We start from the raw sequence: 20,220 nt of genomic DNA, 5'->3' as shown, positions 1-20,220 counted from the left end.
AATAAAATTGAAGACATTTTACCACGCGATAAATCTTTTATGTATCCTGATGCTTGCCGGAACTGTTTCAGTTTCGGCACAGGCATTTTTTAGGGTCATCGGTGGTATCCCTCATCTTCCTGCAATTGATCCGGTAACTGTCACTGCACCTTTACCGGGTATGTTGATTTATAGTAAACCGGATAAACAGCCGATGATTTATAACGGATCGGGATGGGAAACTTTGTGCAGCAGTAATATCAATACGAATACCATTAAAGATTATCTGGAGGTAAAAACAGGAATCCCATACTTACCTGCTTTAAAACAAGAGCCTGCAGGTACGATCAACCCTGGAGGAGTTTATTTCTCTCAGACCGAAAAGACGATGATGGTCAATGACGGGAATTCGTGGTATGCGGTTGCTGAATTAGTAGCAAAAAGTAATTTCAAACCGCACAATGGTTTCTCTACCAATAGCGGATTAAAGATTGCCAAATTACCTGTACTCGGTAGTAATCCGGCACCTTTAGGTTTATCGGCAGGTGCTGTTTATATCAATACGGTAGCTAAAACGATCCGTTTTTACGATGGAACGAAATGGAAAGATATCAGCTGTTTGCCTGTTATCGCCACAATATTGCCTGCAAAAATTACGAACATTTCAGCAATAGGTGGCGCACAAATCCTAAGTAATGGTGGGTCTGCAGTAACCTTGCAGGGAATTTGCTGGAGTACCAGCATCTATCCTGATACCACCTTGAAGACTAAAACCCGCAATCTGATTTTTGGAGCTGATACCGGTCTTTTTCCGGGAATAATCTCCGGCTTACAAGCCAATACAGTTTATCATGTGCGTGCTTATGCAGTAAACAGTTCAGGAATCATATATGGTGAAGATTTAACTTTTACATCGGCTATGGCATCGCTGCCATCTATTATTACCCTTGACATAGATAATATCTTCCCTGTCATGGCCAATAGCGGCGGGATTATTAACAGTGATGGCGGTGCACCGGTAACCGTGCGCGGGATTACCTGGAATACAACAGGTGATCCAAAAGATGATGAAAGTGCGGAGTTTACCCTTGATGGTTCTGGTGTCGGAACTTTTCCTAGCCGTTTGGTCGATCTGTTAAAAAATACAACTTACTATGTACGGGCCTATGCGGTGAATATTATCGGTAAAGCCTATGGCAACCTGCTTCAGTTTACTACTCCCGCAGCTACAGCGCCGGTACTAAGTTCTCCGAATATCAAAATCGTAGATATTACTGATGTTTCTGCAGTGAGTGAAGTGACCATTATTAACAATGGGGGAGAGATGGTGACCGAGCGCGGGATGAGCTGGAGCACCGACCGGGTGAACATCATTTATGGTCCTTCGACCGGTGTCAATGCTACAGATATCGGAACATTTATTTGTAATATTACCGGTTTGAAACCCGGTACGCTATACTATGTCAGGGCTTATGCAAAGAATAGTGCTGGTACAAGTTTTAGCAGTGAATCTAGTTTTATCACCACTTCTCTGCCAACATTAACAACAGTAACCCCTTTCAATTATGACGCGGCAAGCCATGTGGATGGTGCCTTTGAAGGCTATAACGGAAGGATCGCTACAGGCGGCGGGGATATCACCAGTAATGGTGTTGCACCGATTACCAAACGTGGAATTTGCTGGAGTACAGCTCCGAACCCAACTACGGTTTTGACAACCAAAGCAGAACAGGATATAACCGGTAATGCCAAAGGGCTATTCCGTAATTATATGACGTCGCTGATTCCTGGTACACTATATTATGTCAGGGCTTATGCGATTAATGCAATGGGTACTGCTTATGGAGAGGAATACCTGTTTAAAACACCTGAACCGCCACAATTGAGTACAACTGCGGCTGCCCTGATTAAAAATACATCGGCTACCAGTGGTGGTGAAATTACTGATGATGGCAGAATGCCTGTACATACCCGTGGGGTTTGCTGGAGTACATTAAATAATCCTTCAGTAGCTGATGCGCATACCAGTAACGGAGCAGGAAGCGGAACTTTTGTAAGCTGGATAAAAGGTTTGCTGGGGAACACTAAATATTATATCAGAGCTTATGCGATTAATAACGCAGGGATAAGTTATGGTCATATGACTTCCTTTGTAACCGGGCCGCCAGAAAAACCAACAGTCGTGACTTCGCCGGTTCTGGCAACTTTAGGCGCTAATGCTACCGGCGGTGGTGAGGTCACAGAAACCGGAGGTGCTGAAATTAATCTAAGGGGTGTGGTTTGGAGTTTAACGGCTGATTTTAACCCCAGTCTTTCGATGTCCACCAAAACACAGGAAGCAGGCGGGGAAGGAAAATTCAATAGTACAATCACAGGACTGGCACCCAATAAAACTTATTATGTAAGAGCCTATGCAGTTAACAGTGTAGGGGTGGTATTTGGAGAACAGGAGATTTTTAAAACATTTACTATCCCTTCATTGATTACAACAACAGCAAGTAGCGTGAGCAGTACAGCAGCGGTAAGCGGAGGAGATATTTTTAGTGATGGAGGTGATAAAGTAACTAAAAGCGGGATCATCTGGAGTACTGTACCAAATCCAACCACAGATTTAGCAACAAAAACTGAAAGCGGAACAGGGATAGGGACTTTTATTCATACCGTGTCAGGGTTATTGGGTAACACAGTTTATTATGTGCGCGCCTATGCGGTTAACAATGCTGGTACCGCCTATGGAAATGAGATTAGCTTTACTACCGGGCCACCTGTCATCCCTGTGATCAGAACATTGGAAGCTACAGAGATTACCGGGACCAGCGCATCTGGCGGGGCAAAAGTAATCAGTAACGGAGGTGCATTATTCACGGTTAATGGAATTGTATGGAGTACGATCTCAGGATTCCGGCCCGACACGGCAACAAAGCAGAAAACAATTCAGAAAAACACAGGGGATTTTACCAGTGAACTGAAAGGTTTATTGCCCGGTACTACTTATTATGTACGTGCTTATGCGGTTAATGCTGCAGGCCTGGTTTTTGGTAACGAGATTGTTCTGAGAACACCGAATGTCCCTTCATTAACTACATTAACACCAATTCCGGCAACGATCACAAGTACATCTGCAACCAGTGGCGGCAGTATCATCACCAATGGCGGGAACTATATCTCAAGTAATGGTATTTGCTGGAGTACTTCTAAAAACCCAACACTGGCCGATGAAAATGTAATTTCAGGTTCAGGTTCCGGTAATTTTACTGCAGCATTGAAAGACCTGATGGGTTCTACTACTTATTATATACGCGCCTTTGCGACAAATTTTGCGGGTACAGGATATGGAAATCTGGATAGCCTGACCACCAAACCACCTGTTCCAATTACGATTATCACGACCAGAGGAACTGATATCACTGCAACTACGGCATCTTCGGGTGGAGAAATTACCAGCAATGGCGGGGCACTGGTTAGCACCAGGGGGATTGTATGGAGTATTTATTCTGATTTTAAACCGGATACGGTTACTAAAAACAGAACCGCAGATACGGGTTATGAGAAAGGTATTTTTACCAGTTATCTGAAAAAACTGATTCCTGGAACTACCTATTATGTATGTGCCTATGCGGTCAGTATAGCCGGAACTTCTTATGGAGATGTAATTAGTTTTACTACCCCTGATTTTGCGGTTTTAACCACAAATTCTCCTTCGCTGGTAGGCAATACTTCGGCTGTTACAGGCGGAACAGTTACCAGTAGCGGAGGCTCTCCTGTTATCGGAAGAGGCGTTGTCTGGAGTACTATAGCCAATTTTGTTCCGGATGCCACTACCGGGAATGTGACCAGTAACGGGGTGGGTCCCGGAAGTTTTGACAGCCAGTTAAAAGACCTTAAACCAGATACTAAATATTATATCAGGGCTTATGCAGCCACAATGGCCGGTATCGCTTACGGGCAGCAGGTTAGTTTGACGACTTACCCTGCGGGATTAAGTTTGCTCACTACAGTGGCCGCTTCGCAAATTACAGGTACAACTGCTTTGAGCGGTGGGGTGATTACTGACGAAGGGGGCGCGGTTGCAAATACGCGTGGTATAGTCTGGAGTACCCGGCCTGGTTTTAATCCGGTTGCGGTAACTGCGAATAAAACAGTTCAGACAGGTTCTGGTATTGGTCAGTTTACGGGGCAGCTCACTGCTTTATCTCCGGGCAATACTTATTATGTACGTGCTTATGCCTCCAACAGTGTAGGTACTGAATATGGAAATGAGGTCAGTTTTACTACCCCGGACCTTGCAGTTTTGACTACGATTGAAGCTTCTTCAGTGACCGGAACCACTGCTTTAAGTGGTGGCATTATCAGTCAGACTGGTGGTACGCCAATCCTGGTGCAAGGGATCTGCTGGAGTACCAGCCCTGGTCCGGTTATCGGTCTTTCAACTAAAACAAGTGACGGGGGAGCAGGGGTTTTTACCAGTTCCTTAAATGCATTGAAACCGGTTACTAAATATTATGTCAGAGCCTATGCAGTAAACCAGATTGGTACAGCTTACGGCAATGAAATCAGTTTTACTACCGGGCCGCTTTTAGCAAGTATTACGACAAATGACCCTGTGGTAACTTCAGAAAATTCGATCAGCAGCGGTGGAACGATTACCAGTGATGGAGGAAACCCAGTGACTGCCCGTGGTCTGTTATGGAGCAGGAGAGCTAATTTTAAACCAGATACTGTTGTCAATAATAAAACTGTTGACGGAAGCGGTATCGGGAATTTTATCAGTGACATTAACCGCATGGAAAGAAGTGCGACTTATTATATTCGGGCCTATGCGACCAATAGTGCTGGAACTGCCTATGGGAATCAGCTCACCGTTGCTATTTTTCCTACTTCGCCAGTGCTGAATACAACTATTGTAACCGCAATTACAGGTTCAACTGCTGCAAGTGGCGGTGAGATAGTCAAAGATGGCGGGGCATTGATTACCAAACGTGGTATCGTCTGGGACACCTCACAGAATCCGACAATCTCTTTGATCACCAAAACCAGTGATCTGGACTATGGAGATGGAAATTTCACGAGTTATCTGAGCGGTTTGCAACAAAATACCACTTACTATGTCAGGGCCTATGCGGTCAATGGTATTGGGGTTGCTTATGGTCTGGAAAAATCATTGACCACCTTGACCGTTCCGACTTTAACGGCAACTACCCCGGCTACAAATATTCTGGCGACGACAGCAGTCAGCGGTGGTAAGATTACTGATGATGGCCGCACACCAATTACCAGTCGTGGAATTGTATGGAGTACTTATGATAACCCTACGGTAGATCTGCCTACTAAAACCGTTGATCTGCTTACGCAGGGAATAGGAAGTTTTACCGCAAACCTGACCGGTTTAAAACCGAAAACTACTTATTATGTAAGAGCCTATGCGACCAATAGTGTCGGGATTACTTATGGAAGTCCAATCATTATCCAGACAAACCCAGTTGCCCTGCCAGCCTTAACTACTGCGCCGGTAAGTGCTATAGAAGGATTCTCGGCAATGGGTGGTGGAAATGTTATAGACGATGGTGGAATGCCGGTAGTCACCAGGGGGCTTGTATGGAGCTTAACCAGTTCGCCAACTATCGCCCTGCCAACTAAGATTATTAATGGTACCGCAGGTACAGGGGCGTTTAGCAATGTATTTGCCGGATTAATTCCAGGTACAACCTATTATATCCGCTCTTTTGCGACTAATAGTGTTGGCACTGCTTATGGTAATGAACTGACTTTTACTACTCCTGCAATTGTACCTGCTTTGAGTAATGTGGTTATTTCAAATGCAAAAATAAGTAGTGCAGATGGTCTTGCTAATTTAGTTTTTGATGGCGGTGCTGCGATTACTGATCTTGGTCTGATCTGGAATACAGAAGATATAATTCCTGTAGATTTTACCAACAGCCTGTCTGTTGGTGCTGCGGGAACTTCAATCAGCGGAACGCTGACTAATTTACTGCCTGCAACTAAATATTTTGTATGGGCATACGGTAAAAACAGTATAGGGACAGGTTACAGTGCTAAATCAGTAGTTTTAACCACGCCTGCCCTGGCCAGTCTGATCACGACTAAACCAGGCGCAATTACCCAGAATTCTGCAAATTCAGGAGGTATGATCAGCAATGATGGTGGAGTTCCGGTAACTGCAAAAGGAATCTGCTGGGGCACTACTGAAAACCCAACGGTGGATGGCTTGTTCAAAACAGTAAACGGGGCAGGGGCTGCAGCTTTCACCAGCAGTATGACCGGTTTAACCAAAGGAACGAAATACTATGTCAGAGCTTATGCTACCAATAGTGTGGGTACGGGTTATGGTAACCAGGAGAACTTTACCACCTTTGATGTCCCAACGCTGAAAACTACACCTGCAACAGCTATCCTGACAACTTCGGCTGTGAGCGGAGGCGAAGTTATAGCCGATAATGGTGCTGCGGTAACTGCCAGAGGCGTGGTTTGGGATACTAAAACAGACCCACTGGTCAGCCTGACGACAAAAACCTTAAATGGTACGGGAACCGGAGTTTTCATCAGTAACCTGAGCCCTTTAGCAGTAGGTACTAAATACTATACCAGGGCTTATGCAACCAATAGTATTGGTACAGGTTATGGTCAGCTGGAAACCTTTAATACACCTCAGATCCCACCTGTAGTGAGCCTGGTTACACTTTCAGAAATGACACAGACTACCGCCAGAGGAACAGCTGAAATTACTTTTGATGGAGGTGCCGGAGTTACTGCCCGTGGATTAATCTGGAATACGACGGGAAACCCTACTTTGGAATCGGGTAATGTAATTACTATAGGGGCCGGAACGGGCAGTTTTAATGAAGTGTTAAAAAATCTGGCCGAAGGGCCAACTTATTATATTACTGCTTATGCCACAAGCAGTGCCGGTACAGGATATAGTCCGAAGGTAATCAGCTTTAAAATCTGTCCTGCAGAATTTACTGTAACTCATATTGCAGGCTTGAGCGGTGCGCCAGTTACCAAAACAGTAACTTATCATTCAATAAGTACTGAGATTTCTGGTGCGGCCAGATGCTGGATTACCCAAAATCTGGGGGCTGATACACAAGCATCGGCATTAGCAGATGGTACGGAATCTTCATCAGGCTGGTACTGGCAGTTTAACCGTTTACAAGGTTACAAAATGGATGCGCAGGGAGCCCGTACACCTGCAAGCACCTGGCCGGTAGCAACCAGCGAAACAGTTGACTGGAGTTTAGACAATGATCCATGTGCTCAGTTATTGTCAACCGGCTGGAGAATCCCTACAGAAACAGAATGGAATAACGCGTATAAAGGCTGGAAGGGCCCGGCAGATATTTTTGCGTCTGTGCTGAAAATACATGCCGCAGGATTAATTAATTACATTTCTGGTGGGCTGGTGAATAGGGGGAGTCAGGGTAATTATTATTCAGGTACCTCCAGAGATGCAGGCTCTGTGAACTTCACTTACTTTACCACCGGTGGCGGGCCCACTACACAGCCTATTCAGAAAACTTATGGATTCCCGCTGCGCTGTGTTCGTGATGGGCTAACCTATAGTGTGCCTTCGGTAGCGAAAGTTGTTGTGCCAGCAGTAACAATGACCGCTAATTCGGCAGTGGCGCAGACAAATGTAGGCAATAGCGGCGGTAAGGAAGTAACGGACAGAGGTTTTGTCTGGAATACAACCGGAAATCCTACTTTAGCAGATCAGGTGGTTCATACCGGAGCCGGAACGGGTGCAATGACAGGGCAGTTGACAGGTTTAAATGAGAGTTCTTCTTATTATATCAGGGCTTTCGCTACTAATAGTTTAGGAACCGGTTATAGTAAAGAGGCATTGAACTTTAGAATTTGCCCGCCAGCTTTTGTGGTGACACATACAGCCGGCATAAACGGCTCACCGGAGACTAAAACAGTGACTTACCATGCTGTAAGCTCTATACTTTCCGGGGCAGCCAAATGCTGGATTACACAAGATTTAGGGGCAGATAATGAAGCTGCTTCGGCTGTTGACCTTACAGATGGTGCAGCAGGCTGGTACTGGCAGTTTAATAAAGTACAGGGCTTCAAATCTATAAATGGTGTCCGGACTCCAAATACGCCGTGGATCGGATCTATTTCAGAGAACTCAGACTGGAAGCCAGCTAATGATCCTTGTGCATTAATGCTTGGCGGAGGCTGGAGAATTCCAACAGCAACAGAATATACGAACCTGGTTGCACCGTCTAATGGATTTGCGACTTTAAATAGCGGGTATGCTACCGAATTAAAACTGCATGCTGCGGGTCACCTGCTCAATAGTACGGCAGCGAAAAGTGCTTTTGGCGGTCAGATTAATTACTGGTCAAATACGCAGGATGGAGATAATGCACGCTATCCTTATATCAATGGGTCAACTGCCAGTATGTATTCTTCAGCTAAGGCTTATGCGATGCCGGTTCGTTGTATCCGGGATTAATAAACAGTAACAATTAAATAAGAATAATAATTAAATAATAAATATATAAATGATCAAGAACCAATTTAAAAACGCAGTGCGGCCTTTATCCATTGCATTTTTATGCCTGCTTGGAATCAGTGCGAATGGACAGGATGTGAGTCTGAAAATACATTTATCAGGGGTATCCAAAAGTAAAATTACTTTACAATCTATCTCAGGATCTTCTCTGAAAACCATAGCCGAAAACCCAGGCATTAAAAGCGGAGAAACAGCGGTGCTGCAGATTCCTAAAGCACAGCTTCCTGCTGAGTTTGTTTTACGTTTCGACTATCAGGAAAAAGATACCAGCAATCCTTATCCTTCAGAAAGGCACATCTTTATTAATCAGCAAAACCTGGAGTTATGGGTACGGCCTAAAGCAATCAACCATCCGGACAGTACTTATTTTCAAAAGGGTGAAATAGAGAATACTTTATTTGTTGCTTTCGCTAAAGAGAATGGAAAAAAGAGAGAACAATTAGGCTTATTGCAAAACTTCCTGATGAACTATGATCAGCCGGAATCTGCATTTTTCACTTTGGGCACTAAAGAATATGAACAAAGAAGACTGACTTATAACAGCTGGATAAAATCGCAGACCGAACAGCATAAATCTACGTTTATCAGCAATGGTTTTGCCTTCCAGTACGTCTCTCCGATTTTATGGAAAGGAACAGAAACCGACAGGATGAATAGTGTCATTGAACACTATTTTGATGGAATGGATTTCAAGAACCCGCTTGTGCTAAAAACTGCCGATATCAAAGACTGGATGGATAAATACGTAAATATTTATGGGGCAATGTCTACGACTGTGCAGCTGCGTGATTCCCTGTTTACACTGGCAGGAAAGAGAGCAATTGAGCAGGCCCGTAAAGGTCACCCTTTAGTTTACGGATGGATGGTAGACTATTTCTATAACGGTTTTGAAAGTTTCAATATGACTGCAGGAATTAAAATGCTGGAGCCTTATCTGAATGACCCGCTTTGCCTGACAGCCAAAAGAAAAGCAATTGAACAAAGACTTAAAGGCATGGAAACATTGGTTAACGGATCTGTTGCCCCTGATTTTAGCTGGACGCTGAGTTCTGGTAAATCAGTGCAGTTTCATCAGTTTAAAACTGAGGCCAAATACAAGTTAGTCCTGTTCTGGTCGGCAGAATGCCAGCATTGTAAAGAACTGCTCGATAAACTGCATCCCTGGTATCAGCAAGTTGCAAACAGAGAGATGATGGATGTATTTGCGATTAGCCTGGATGAGACAGAAACCGAGATCCCTGCATGGGAAAAAGCAAAAGTTAACCTGCCTGCTTTCAAACATAAAAGAGCGGAACAGGGAATCAGGAGCCCGGAAGCAAGTGCATATTTCGTGTTATCCACTCCAACATTGATTCTGGTAGATGCAAAGACCAATAAAATTGTTGCCCAGCCAGAAACTATAGAACAGCTTCAGGCAGCTATGAAATAATCTTCAGGTATAAATAATAGATAAGATGAAAAAGATAATTGTATCCATTGCCGCAGGTCTGCTGTTATTTGGCAGCCAGTCTTTAAAGGCACAGCTTAGCGTAGGTTCTGACGGCTTGTTTATTCAAAACGGGACGGTATTCAGTACTGACGGATTAACGCTTGTACCTGCTAAAGACTGGGGTTTGAACAACCTTAAAGTCATGATGAGCCCTGCTGTTGTAATCTGGCCAAGATTCAATAGTATTCAGCGGATGTACAGATTTAGCAAACCTGTCACCTTTGAAGGAGAAGTTGCGCTAAGTTTTCAGGATATCGAGTTGAACGGGAATGAAGCAAAAGATCTGGTATTAGCGCATTCTAAAGTAACCAGTACTAATTATAAGGATTATACGCTGGTTCAGGAGAGTGTTTCTTCCGAAAAGGAGCATTACGTTGGACAGCTCTTTACTAAACCTATTGTTTTTGCTGATTTGAATGCAGTGAGCATGATCTCGTCCAGTACTGTCATGTATAAAGACATAGAAGCGAATAACATGATTACACCTAATGGAGATGGGGTCAATGATGTCTGGATAGTTAAAAATATACTTCAGTACCCAAACAATGAGCTGAAGATTTTCGACAGGGAAGGAAGGGTTGTGTTTTCTAAAATTGGCTATGACAATACCTGGGACGGACAATTTAATGGTAATCCTTTACCAGAGGATACTTATTACTATATCCTTTATTTCGATTCAGGAAAAGCTAAGAAAACAGGGTTTATTACGATAGTGAAAGAACAATAATTTATAAATAAGAGATGATAAAATTTATACTTCAAAAAGTGCTGCTGATGGTTTTGATGATAGGCTGTGTATGCATAGGTATGCAGCAGACCTGCGCACAAATAAGGCCGCTCGGAACGCAGTATTATGAGAACCAGTATATCAGTAACCCGGCTTTTGCGGGGATGGATGAGGGCATGAATATCAATATGAGTTACCGGAACCAATGGAGGGCTATACCTGGTTCTCCGGTGACAATGGCTGTCAGTGGCGACTATCGTGTACTGGATAAAGTAGGTGTTGGTTTTAATGTATACAATGATAAGGCAGGATTGATTGGCCGTACACGTGTGATGGGAACCTATGCTTACCACTTACCGCTGAATTTGGATAATACAGCACTGCATTTTGGGATCTCGCTTGGCGCTATGAAAGAACGTCTGGATGAACAGAGTATCATTGCCACTCCGGATGATATTGCAGCTGCTAAATATAATCAGCGTAAAAGCTATGTGGATGGAGATTTTGGGATGGCTTATACTACAGAACGGCTGACCTTACAGGGTGCATTGCCTAATCTGAAAAAGTTCTTTAAAAAGGATCAGATGAATACCGTTGACGGATCTACTTATCTTGTTGCCATGTCCTATAAAATAGGGACTACGCTTGATGTGGTATCTATCGAACCAAAAATCAGTTTCAGGGGAGCGAAGGATATCGATAATATCTGGGATATCGGAACGAACCTTAAAATGCAAAATAACCTGATTTCTTTTCTTGGTATGTACCATAGTGATAAGAGCTCTACATTTGGGGTAGGGTTAAATTATGAGAACTTTTTTATCCAGGGATTTTATACAAGTCAGCTGGCAGGAGAGCGTCAGCGTACCGGAGGTGATTTTGAGATCAATCTTAAGATTAACCTGTTAAAAGATCAAAGGAGATAAACTAAATGGACCTGGTGGGAATAACGATCGTAAAAGTTGTTCCCACACCAGTTTCGCTTTGTATGGTAATATCTCCCCCCATTTCAAGGGTCTGCTTTTTGACCAGGTATAAGCCGATTCCATGGCTGTCCTGTTCGGTATGGAAGGTTTTGAACAGACCGAATATCTCGCTGCCATATTTATCCATATCAATTCCCTTTCCATTATCTGCAATCGTTAATTGTACCGTGTTTTCTTTTTTAGAGGTTTTCAGTCTGATGTGATTTTTGCGTTCAGGATCGCGGTATTTAATCGCATTGGTGATTAAATTTTGCAGGATACTTTGCATATATATTTTGACAAAAGGTACCTCATCAGATTCACTGAAATCGGCCTCTATAAATGTCCCTGAGTTTTCTATCTGTATCCTGTGGTTCGTTTGAACTTCTTCCAGCAGTTCAGAAAAGATAACTGTTTCTTTCAGCAATAACCCGTTTTTCCTCTCTTTTAATAAGATAATCAAGTCATCCAGTTTATGAAATAATCCGGTTGAGACATTCTTTAACATTTTAAAAGCAGGATCATTTACTTTGGAGTCTTCCTGATCTTCCAGAATCCTGGTCAGGGCAAGGATATTATTTAAAGGCCCCCTGAGATCGTGTGAAATAATATGTGTAAAGTGTTCCAGCTCTGAGTTTCTGGCAGAAAAATTTTCACTCAAAGTTCTCAGTTCCTGCTGATGGATGATCAGTCTGGAGTTTTGCTGCTCCAGCACATCAAACAAGTCAGTAATTCTTTTCTGACGTTTCATTAATTTGTAGTTCATGATCGCAATAACCACGATCACTATAGAGCTGAAAAATAAGAGACTGATCTTTGTCCTTGTTAATGTTTTAGCTACTTTCTGGTCTTCTGTTTTGATATTCTCATAGTAATCACCGAGCATAGCATTACTTACCTCCCTGATCTTATTCATTTGATTCTCTCCGATATCAGAGTTAATCTCTTCTATGACCTCTTCATCTTTGTGCTGGATTTTTAACTGGATAGTTCTTTCCAGTTCTGCACGTTTCGCTGCAATAGCCTTATTCAATAAATTGATATCATCTATATTGGCTGTAGTGAAATTTCTTTTGATGTGGGTGGTCAGCTTCTGCTGATTTTCATTGACTACATCAATGGCCCTGGTATAGGGAAGCATATACTTTTTTCTGCCAGTCAGGATATAACCCCGTTCTCCGAGATCGGCATCTTTCATGTTTCCCAGAATTCTGCGGATAAGCAGCATCGCCTTCTCATTTTGCTCTCTTTTGATTAAGCTATCTTTATTCTGCTTGATCAGATGGAAAAAGAAAATACCATTAATGAGAACTGCACCGAAAATAACCAGGATTAGGAGCTGTACTGTTCTTCTGCTGTATATGTGCTGGAGTTGGTTCCGGGTGTCAGGCTTCATAGGATTAAAGCATTAAGGGTGAACAGCAATACCTGTTTTACTTGCCGGATAATTGCTGTACGACGGCTTCAAGTTTTTCTTTTAATCGTTGAGAGGAAAATGGCTTGGTCAGATAATCATCAAGATAGGTATAACTAAATGATTGCTGGATATCTACGTCGCTCGAAGCAGTGAGCGCAATAATCTTAATCTTGGAAATATTAACATCCGGCAATTCCCTGATCTGCCTGGAGGCTTCAAAACCATCCATCACGGGCATATGGATGTCCATCAGTACAACATCATATACGCCCGTCTTTACCATGTCAAGTGCTTCCTTTCCATTTTTGGAAAGAGAATAGTTACAGTTCCACTGATCCAGTATTTTTTTGAGCAGCATAATATTGATAATATTATCTTCTGCAATGAGTATATTCAGATTGCTGATGTTTGAAATAGTAGTACTGGTTACCGGTTCAGGTTCTTTTGAAACAATAGGTGCGGCAAGCTCATAATTGATTTCAAAAGAGAAAATAGAACCTGTATTTTCTTCACTAACCAGAATAAGCTTACTCTGATGCAGGCTAATTAGTCTTTTGACGATAGCAAGGCCTAAACCGGTCCCCCCATAACGCTTGGTGATGTTATTATTGGCTTGTAAAAAGGGTTCAAAGATGATTTCCTGTTTATTCTTTGGGATACCTATCCCGGAATCTTTGATCGCAAAAAGTAAAAGAATATGATCATCACTGCGTGTTTTGGTCTCTACTGAAATTTCTACCTTACCATTGTTATCCGTAAATTTCAGCGCATTGGAGATCAGGTTGTTTAAAATCTGGGCAAGCCTTGTCTGGTCACCAATAATATGGAGCGGTGTATTTTCGAAGTCCAGGTTCAGCCGGATGTCTATATTTTTCAGCTCGGCTTTTGGCCTGAAAGAAGCGAGTATGTTCTGTAAAAGTATACTCAGATTGAAGGGGGACTTATTCAGTTCAATCTGTTCGGCATTCATTTTACTGAAATCCAGGGTATCGTTAATAAGCGCAAGCAGGTTTTCTGCCGAAAAACGCAGGATAGCGAGATTCTCCTCCTGGTCTTTCCTTGGGTTCTCTACACTCAGGATATTAATCAGACCTATTACCGCATGTAAAGGTGTACGTAATTCGTGAGACATAGAAGACAGGAAATCTGACCTGAGGCGGGTAGCCTGCTGAGCTTCTTTAAGGGCCGATTGCAACTGGATATTGAGTTCTCTTTCTTTAGAATGGCTTTTAAAAAATGATTTAAAAAATTCATGGTGCATGGCAATCAGAATACCAAAATTGGCAACCAGCGCCAGCATAAATGAGCTATTGTTAAGTTGTAATGGAGTGACTGTAATCCTGCCGTCCTGGCTATTGGTGAAAAGCAGGTGTATGATAATAGGGATGACATTGGCCAGTGAATAGACTATTCCCCAGTTCTTGCCTAAAGTATAAAAACTGGCAGAGATAATAATTAAAGAGAGCTGCAGACTGACCAGGTTAATTCCAAAGGTATACAGCAGCAGATTAGTCCAGATAATACTGCAAAGCGCTAATAGGAAAAGATGGCCTGCCAGCTGCCAGTTCTTCTTCTCCAGCAGAAAGTATAATCCGGCAGCCATTGCCCCGATAGAAATACTTAATCTGGAGGCGGTTTTAAAATCAGATTTAAATACAGACTTGGTCGCAATGATCAATAAAAGGACAAGCATCAGGATTAATCCGAAAGTTAAAATCCGGACTCTGGACTGCATGAGTGGAATTTGCTTATCTCTTAATAAAGCTGAATACTTTTCCCTGAGTCTGATAATAATATTCATATGCCCGAACTATAAGAAGCTGTTTATTAGTTTCTATCTCAATATTACAAAAAAAAGAGTTCGTTTTTAGGTGCAAAAAGTATTATATGTTTAGCTTTGGGAGTAAATGCTAAACCGTCTGATCGCTATAGTTGTATTAGTCACACTGATAGGTGCCAACTTGTCAAGGTTTATGGTTTATGCTGGTTTTGAAGTTAATCAGAAGTTTATTGCAGAAAATCTTTGCGAGAATAAATCCCGCCCCTGGATGCATTGCAATGGACATTGTTATCTGATGAACAAATTGAAGCAGACCGAAGAAAAAGAGAAGAAACAAGAGCGCGCAGAACAGAAAAATCGTTACCATGAAGTTTTGCCTAATGAGAAGCTGACCCTGGCTTTTAAAGTTCCTGTTTCCAGGCTTACTTATCCAGAATATTTCTCTGAAAATACGGTACAGCGCTCATTTGCCATATTTCATCCACCCCGAACTGTATAATTTCTTTACTTAATGGATTTGCATGCTGGTATCTGAACAGGATATTGTGCCAGGCTATGTCTTGTCAATTGATTTTCTTAATTCTTTTAAAAATAATCTTTAAATAAGGGTATGCTTTGTGGTATGCCCCTAATAATCATATTATATGAAAACTTATTCATTCATACTTTTTATATCCACTATATTATTTATCTCTTGTCGTAAAGATGAGGTGAAACCTGATCCTAATCCTGCAGCGGCTGGTCAGTTGACGCTTAGTTTTGATGCCGTCCTTGGAATTAATGATTTCACGCTGAACAAAGATTTTACTGTCAATGGAAAAACCTGGAATTTTACGCAATTACGTTACTGGGTAAGTAACGTAATTCTTGTGAATACCAAAGGTGAAGAATTTGCAGTTCCTAATGCTTATTATCTGATCGAAGAGAATAATGCAGCGGCGACAAACAGTGACTTTATTTATCCTGCCAATAAAAGAGAAGACGTAAAGTTGAGCGGTATTCCTGCAGGGACTTATAAAAGTATAAAATTTGCTATCGGTGTACCGGAAAAATACAATAATAACCTGAGTCTTCAGGCTGGTGAATTATCCCAGTTGAATGGAATGACTAATGTCTCCTGGATGTGGTCAACCAGTTATATTTTCTCTTCTTTGAAAGGGAAGGTAGCAGATGGAAATACAACCAGTACGGCTGCGGCTAAAGAACTGAAGATCGAGACCGGTCTGAATGTCAACTTTAAGACTATTGTTTTAAACTTGCCTTCAGCTTTAAATATTGGTGGCACCTCTTCTTCGGCGATTGTGCTGAATACAGATGTATCAAAAATTACTGAGGGTGTGGATATCATGGCTACACCAACTGTTGGCGCATCACAAGCCAGTGTAATGTCTGTTGTCGCAGGTAATTATGCAGCAAGGGTTTTTACGGTGAAATCAGTCAAATAACAGTATTGATGAGCGGATTAAATATCTTTCGGTATTTTATCTCCGCAAGCCTTTTAATGGTCATTCTGGTAGTTTCTTCTTGTAAGAAAGAAGGAGCTGCCGGGATTATGACTGTGCTTCATCCTGTAGAATTGGCTATCCCGGAGAATTTCTCCAGGCCGGCCGGTGATCTGGATAATCCACTAACCAGTGAAGGCATTGCTTTAGGTAAAATGTTATTTTATGACACCAGGCTTTCAGGTAATAACCGGCTTTCCTGTGCTTCCTGTCACAGGCCCGAACTGGCATTCAGTGATGGTGTGGCATTGAGCCATATCGGTGAATCAGGGAAAACACTGCCCCGTCATTCTCCGGCACTGATTAATATGGCCTGGATGAACAAGGGCCTGTTTTGGGATGGAGGCTCAACTAATCTGGAATCACAGGCATTCGGGCCACTGACCAGCGAGGATGAAATGTATCAAAACCTGGCTGAACTGGAATATGAACTTAGCCAGGTACCGGCCTATGTTAAACAGTTTAAAATGGTGTTTAACAGCCAGGTTAAATCTGCTGCTATTGTTAAAGCGCTTGCACAGTTTGAAAGAACACTTATTTCTGGCGATTCCCGCTATGACCGCTATGTGCGTAAAGAGCCGGGAGGGGTTTTATCTGCAGAAGAGTTGCATGGACTAACGCTGGTCAATCAAAAATGCCGTTCCTGTCATGCAGGAGAGCTGTTTACGGACAATGATTTTCACAATAACGGGCTTGATCAGGATTTCAGTGATAGTTCTCTGGAAGGGATTTTTCAGGGAAGATACAGGATTACTTATCAGCTGACTGATTTGGGAAAGTTCAAAACCCCCACTTTGAGAAATGTGATGTTAACGGCTCCTTATATGCATGATGGCAGATTTGCTTCAATCGATCAGGTATTGACACATTACCAGAAAAATACACAGCTGGCTATCCCGCTGTCTGCTGCAGAAAAAAAAGCCATTATCGCTTTTTTGGGAAGCCTGACTGACAGTCTTTTTATTCAAAACAAAAATTTATCACAACCAATTTAATTTTATGAAACCTATATATATAGTTATTCTGACCGTCTTAACGGCTCTTTCTGCTTGTTCTAAAAAGGATGATGCGCCACAGCCTCAGGCAGCTAATAAAGCGACCCTGAGTTTGCAATTTGATAATATTGCTGGTGACCGTAATCTCCAGCTCAATACCGGTACTTATAAAAATGCTTCTGGTGAGCAGTTTACGGTACAATTATTACAATATTTTATCAGCAATATCAAAGTCAGAACTAAAGATGATCAGGAGTTTATAGTGCCTCAGGATGAGAGCTATTTTCTGGTTAAAGAAAGTGATGGTGCAAGCCAGTTTTGTAAGGTCAAAGTGCCGGAAGGTGATTATAAAACGCTGACTTTTACTTTAGGAGTAGATAGTTTACGCAATACGATGGATATTTCTAAGCGTACTGGTGTACTTGATCCAACCGGAGGAATGGATGATGGGATGTATTGGGGCTGGAACAGCGGTTATATCTTTTTTAAAATGGAGGGTACTTCTGAACAGGCCCCCATTGATCCGACAGGTGTACGTAAATTCCGTTTCCATATTGGTGGTTTCGGAGGCTATTCAGCACCAACCTTTAATAATATTAAAACGGTTACTGTCGATCTTTCTGCTGCAGGGATTGCAAGGGTAAGACAAGGCAGAGAGAGTAATGTCCATTTTTTTGTGGATATCATGAAGATGTTCAACGGCAAAACGAATATTAGCATTGCAGCAAATCCACAGGTCATGTTTAGCAATTATAGTGTGAACGTTGCGAATAATTTCAGCAGTATGTTTTATCATGACCACACTGAAAATTAAGGAGATGAAAAAAAGAACATTATATCTGATCCTGTTTGCTTTCAGTTTGTTTATTTATGCCTGTAAAAAGGAAACCAGTATTAAAGAAGCTGTCAGTACTTTCCTGGGATTTCAAAAGCCTTTAAACTTTCCTGACCCGGTGTATAAACTGGAAAATAATCCGATCACAGAAAATGGTTTTTTGCTGGGCAGGGCTCTGTTTTATGAACCTCGTTTATCAAGGGATAACACGATTTCCTGTGGTTCCTGTCATATTCAGACTTCTGGATTTACGCAGCATGGGCATGATGTAAGTCATGGAATTGATGACCGTTTAGGGAGCCGTAATTCTCCGCCAATGATGAATCTGGCCTGGAATAAGGCCTTTATGTGGGACGGCGGAGTTTTTGACCTCGATTTACAGCCTGTCAGTCCGATTACCAACCCGGTAGAAATGGATGAAAGGATAGAAAACGTGCTGGCGAAGTTAAAGCAGATGCCCAAATATGTGTCTTTGTTTAATAAGGCCTTTGGGACGGAAGAAATTACCAATGCCCGGATGATGAAAGCGCTTTCTCAGTTTATGCTGATGTGTATAAGTGCCAATTCTAAATATGACAAGGTGATGCGTAAAGAGGAAGGGCAGGTGTTTACTGCAGATGAGCAGGCAGGATATACCATTTTTAAGGATAAGTGCAGTCGTTGCCATAGTGAGCCCTTATTCACGGATGGTTCTTTCCGGAATAATGGAATCGCCGTTGGCCCTAATAATGATCAGGGCCGGTATATGGCTACATTAAATCCTGCAGATGAATATAAGTTTAAGGTTCCAAGTCTGAGGAATCTGAGTTATACAGCTCCTTATATGCATGATGGAAGGTTTCTGACCCTGAATGGAGTTCTTGAACACTATGCAAACGAGGTAAAGGCAACGCCTAATCTTGATCCTTTTCTACAGCAGAATAACCAGCTGGGAATTTCTTTGCCGGCAGATGCCAGACTCAAATTACTTACTTTTTTAAAAACGCTGGACGATAAGGATTTCGTAACCCGGAAAGATCTGGCAGAACAATAATGATGATGAAAAAATATATTTTATTACTTTTTATATGCCTTAACGGCCTGAGTACTTTTGCCTGTGATATTTGCGGTTGCGGTGTAGGTAGTTATTATCTGGGGATTTTACCCGAATTTAATAAACGGTTTATCGGCTTGCGTTATCAGCATAAAACACTGCGGACCCATTTAGGGCCTGGCGGTAAAACGAGTTACCTGACTACGGATGAAACTTATCAGTCTGCAGAACTTTGGGGCGGGTGGAACCTGGGCAGTAAATTCCGTATCCTGTATTTTGTTCCTTATAACTTTAATGAGCGGAATAGTATCGAAACCAGCGGCAGGAAGAATGGACTGGGTGATATCGCGCTAATGGGTTATTATAATGTTTTTAACAGCAGGAATACTTTAAAGGATCAATTGCTCGTACAGTCTTTATGGATAGGAGCAGGTGTAAAAGTGCCAAGCGGTAAATATGAACCGCGTGACAGGGAGGTACTGACAGAATCACCTAATAATTTTCAATTAGGAACTGCCAGTACTGATTTTACCCTGAACGCAACCTATGATATCAGGCTGATGGATTTTGGTGTGAATGTGAATACCAATTATAAAATCAATACGAACAATAAATACGATTACCGTTATGGCAATAAATTTACCACTAATGCACTGGCCTATTATAAAATCAGGGTGGCTAAAATGATGACTATTGCGCCAAATGCAGGTATTTTGTATGAAACTTCACAGAAAGATGTAGAAAATAAAAAATTTGCTGTAGACGTTTCCGGAGGTCATTCTCTGGCTGTTTTAACTGGCTTGGAAGCAAATCTCAGTAGATTTTCTTTTGGAATAAATTACCAGGCTATAGCCTCACAAAATCTTGCGGGTGGAAGTGTGAAGGCTGGAAATCGCTTTATGGTACATACCTCGATGGCTTTTTAACAGGCTGATTTCTATTTATAATTAATAAGG

Annotated in this window: 12 protein-coding genes; 10 read left to right on the top strand and 2 right to left on the bottom strand. The window is 42.1% G+C overall.

The window, feature by feature from the left end:
• Positions 1–7 precede the first annotated feature (7 nt).
• Genes HDE68_RS12445 through HDE68_RS12430 form a run of 4 tightly spaced genes read left to right on the top strand, consistent with a single transcriptional unit; the run spans position 8 to position 11,663 of the window.
• Complete coding sequence (locus HDE68_RS12445; RefSeq protein WP_183882350.1) at positions 8–8,461, top strand: hypothetical protein; 8,454 nt, start codon at positions 8–10, stop codon at positions 8,459–8,461.
• Positions 8,462–8,510: 49 nt separating this feature from the next.
• Positions 8,511–9,950, top strand: a complete 1,440-nt coding sequence (locus HDE68_RS12440; protein ID WP_183882348.1) for a redoxin domain-containing protein — start codon at positions 8,511–8,513, stop codon at positions 9,948–9,950.
• A 25-nt stretch (positions 9,951–9,975) separates the two neighbouring features.
• Entirely contained in the window at positions 9,976–10,737 is a 762-nt protein-coding gene (locus tag HDE68_RS12435) for a gliding motility-associated C-terminal domain-containing protein (RefSeq protein WP_183882346.1), read from the top strand.
• Between the two features lie 14 nt (positions 10,738–10,751).
• Positions 10,752–11,663, top strand: coding sequence for a PorP/SprF family type IX secretion system membrane protein (locus tag HDE68_RS12430; RefSeq protein WP_260171758.1), 912 nt, complete (start codon positions 10,752–10,754; stop codon positions 11,661–11,663).
• 1 nt (position 11,664) lies between these two features.
• Here HDE68_RS12430 and HDE68_RS12425 read toward each other — a convergent pair whose 3' ends face one another.
• A complete protein-coding gene (locus HDE68_RS12425; protein ID WP_183882344.1) occupies positions 11,665–13,098 on the bottom strand; it encodes a sensor histidine kinase in 1,434 nt (477 codons plus the stop codon).
• A 37-nt stretch (positions 13,099–13,135) separates the two neighbouring features.
• The gene (locus tag HDE68_RS12420; RefSeq protein ID WP_183882342.1) at positions 13,136–14,920 is read right to left on the bottom strand and encodes an ATP-binding protein; all 1,785 of its coding nucleotides are present in this window, start codon (positions 14,918–14,920) and stop codon (positions 13,136–13,138) included.
• A 106-nt stretch (positions 14,921–15,026) separates the two neighbouring features.
• Between HDE68_RS12420 and HDE68_RS12415 the strand changes: the two genes are divergently transcribed.
• The 6 genes from HDE68_RS12415 (at position 15,027) to HDE68_RS12390 (ending at position 20,190) form a co-directional block, all read left to right on the top strand.
• Positions 15,027–15,398, top strand: a complete 372-nt coding sequence (locus tag HDE68_RS12415; protein ID WP_183882340.1) for a hypothetical protein — start codon at positions 15,027–15,029, stop codon at positions 15,396–15,398.
• Between the two features lie 145 nt (positions 15,399–15,543).
• Positions 15,544–16,344 (top strand): MbnP family protein, encoded by an 801-nt coding sequence (locus tag HDE68_RS12410; protein WP_183882338.1) that lies wholly within the window; start codon positions 15,544–15,546, stop codon positions 16,342–16,344.
• 8 nt (positions 16,345–16,352) lie between these two features.
• On the top strand, positions 16,353–17,396 hold the full coding sequence (locus HDE68_RS12405; RefSeq protein ID WP_183882336.1) for a cytochrome-c peroxidase: 1,044 nt from the start codon (positions 16,353–16,355) through the stop codon (positions 17,394–17,396).
• Positions 17,397–17,400: 4 nt separating this feature from the next.
• Positions 17,401–18,210 (top strand): MbnP family protein, encoded by an 810-nt coding sequence (locus HDE68_RS12400; RefSeq protein ID WP_183882333.1) that lies wholly within the window; start codon positions 17,401–17,403, stop codon positions 18,208–18,210.
• 4 nt (positions 18,211–18,214) lie between these two features.
• The gene (locus HDE68_RS12395) at positions 18,215–19,264 is read left to right on the top strand and encodes a cytochrome-c peroxidase (protein ID WP_183882332.1); all 1,050 of its coding nucleotides are present in this window, start codon (positions 18,215–18,217) and stop codon (positions 19,262–19,264) included.
• Positions 19,264–20,190 carry a transporter gene (locus HDE68_RS12390; protein WP_317617697.1) on the top strand — a complete coding sequence of 309 codons (927 nt, stop codon included), beginning with the start codon at positions 19,264–19,266 and terminating at the stop codon, positions 20,188–20,190. Before HDE68_RS12395 ends, HDE68_RS12390 begins: the two co-directional genes overlap by 1 nt.
• Positions 20,191–20,220 lie beyond the last annotated feature (30 nt).

This window comes from Pedobacter cryoconitis (genome assembly GCF_014200605.1).
GTDB classification, from domain to species: domain Bacteria; phylum Bacteroidota; class Bacteroidia; order Sphingobacteriales; family Sphingobacteriaceae; genus Pedobacter; species Pedobacter cryoconitis_B.
Note: the sequence above shows the minus strand (reverse complement) of the source record. Positions and strands in the feature narration are given on the sequence as shown.

Coding starts and splice junctions, on each gene's coding strand:
- HDE68_RS12440 (WP_183882348.1), top strand. CDS start 8,511: ATGATCAAGAACCAATTTAAAAACGCAGTGCGGCCTTTATCCATTGCA.
- HDE68_RS12435 (WP_183882346.1), top strand. CDS start 9,976: ATGAAAAAGATAATTGTATCCATTGCCGCAGGTCTGCTGTTATTTGGC.
- HDE68_RS12430 (WP_260171758.1), top strand. CDS start 10,752: ATGATAAAATTTATACTTCAAAAAGTGCTGCTGATGGTTTTGATGATA.
- HDE68_RS12425 (WP_183882344.1), bottom strand. CDS start 13,098: ATGAAGCCTGACACCCGGAACCAACTCCAGCACATATACAGCAGAAGA.
- HDE68_RS12420 (WP_183882342.1), bottom strand. CDS start 14,920: ATGAATATTATTATCAGACTCAGGGAAAAGTATTCAGCTTTATTAAGA.
- HDE68_RS12415 (WP_183882340.1), top strand. CDS start 15,027: ATGCTAAACCGTCTGATCGCTATAGTTGTATTAGTCACACTGATAGGT.
- HDE68_RS12410 (WP_183882338.1), top strand. CDS start 15,544: ATGAAAACTTATTCATTCATACTTTTTATATCCACTATATTATTTATC.
- HDE68_RS12405 (WP_183882336.1), top strand. CDS start 16,353: ATGAGCGGATTAAATATCTTTCGGTATTTTATCTCCGCAAGCCTTTTA.
- HDE68_RS12400 (WP_183882333.1), top strand. CDS start 17,401: ATGAAACCTATATATATAGTTATTCTGACCGTCTTAACGGCTCTTTCT.
- HDE68_RS12395 (WP_183882332.1), top strand. CDS start 18,215: ATGAAAAAAAGAACATTATATCTGATCCTGTTTGCTTTCAGTTTGTTT.
- HDE68_RS12390 (WP_317617697.1), top strand. CDS start 19,264: ATGATGATGAAAAAATATATTTTATTACTTTTTATATGCCTTAACGGC.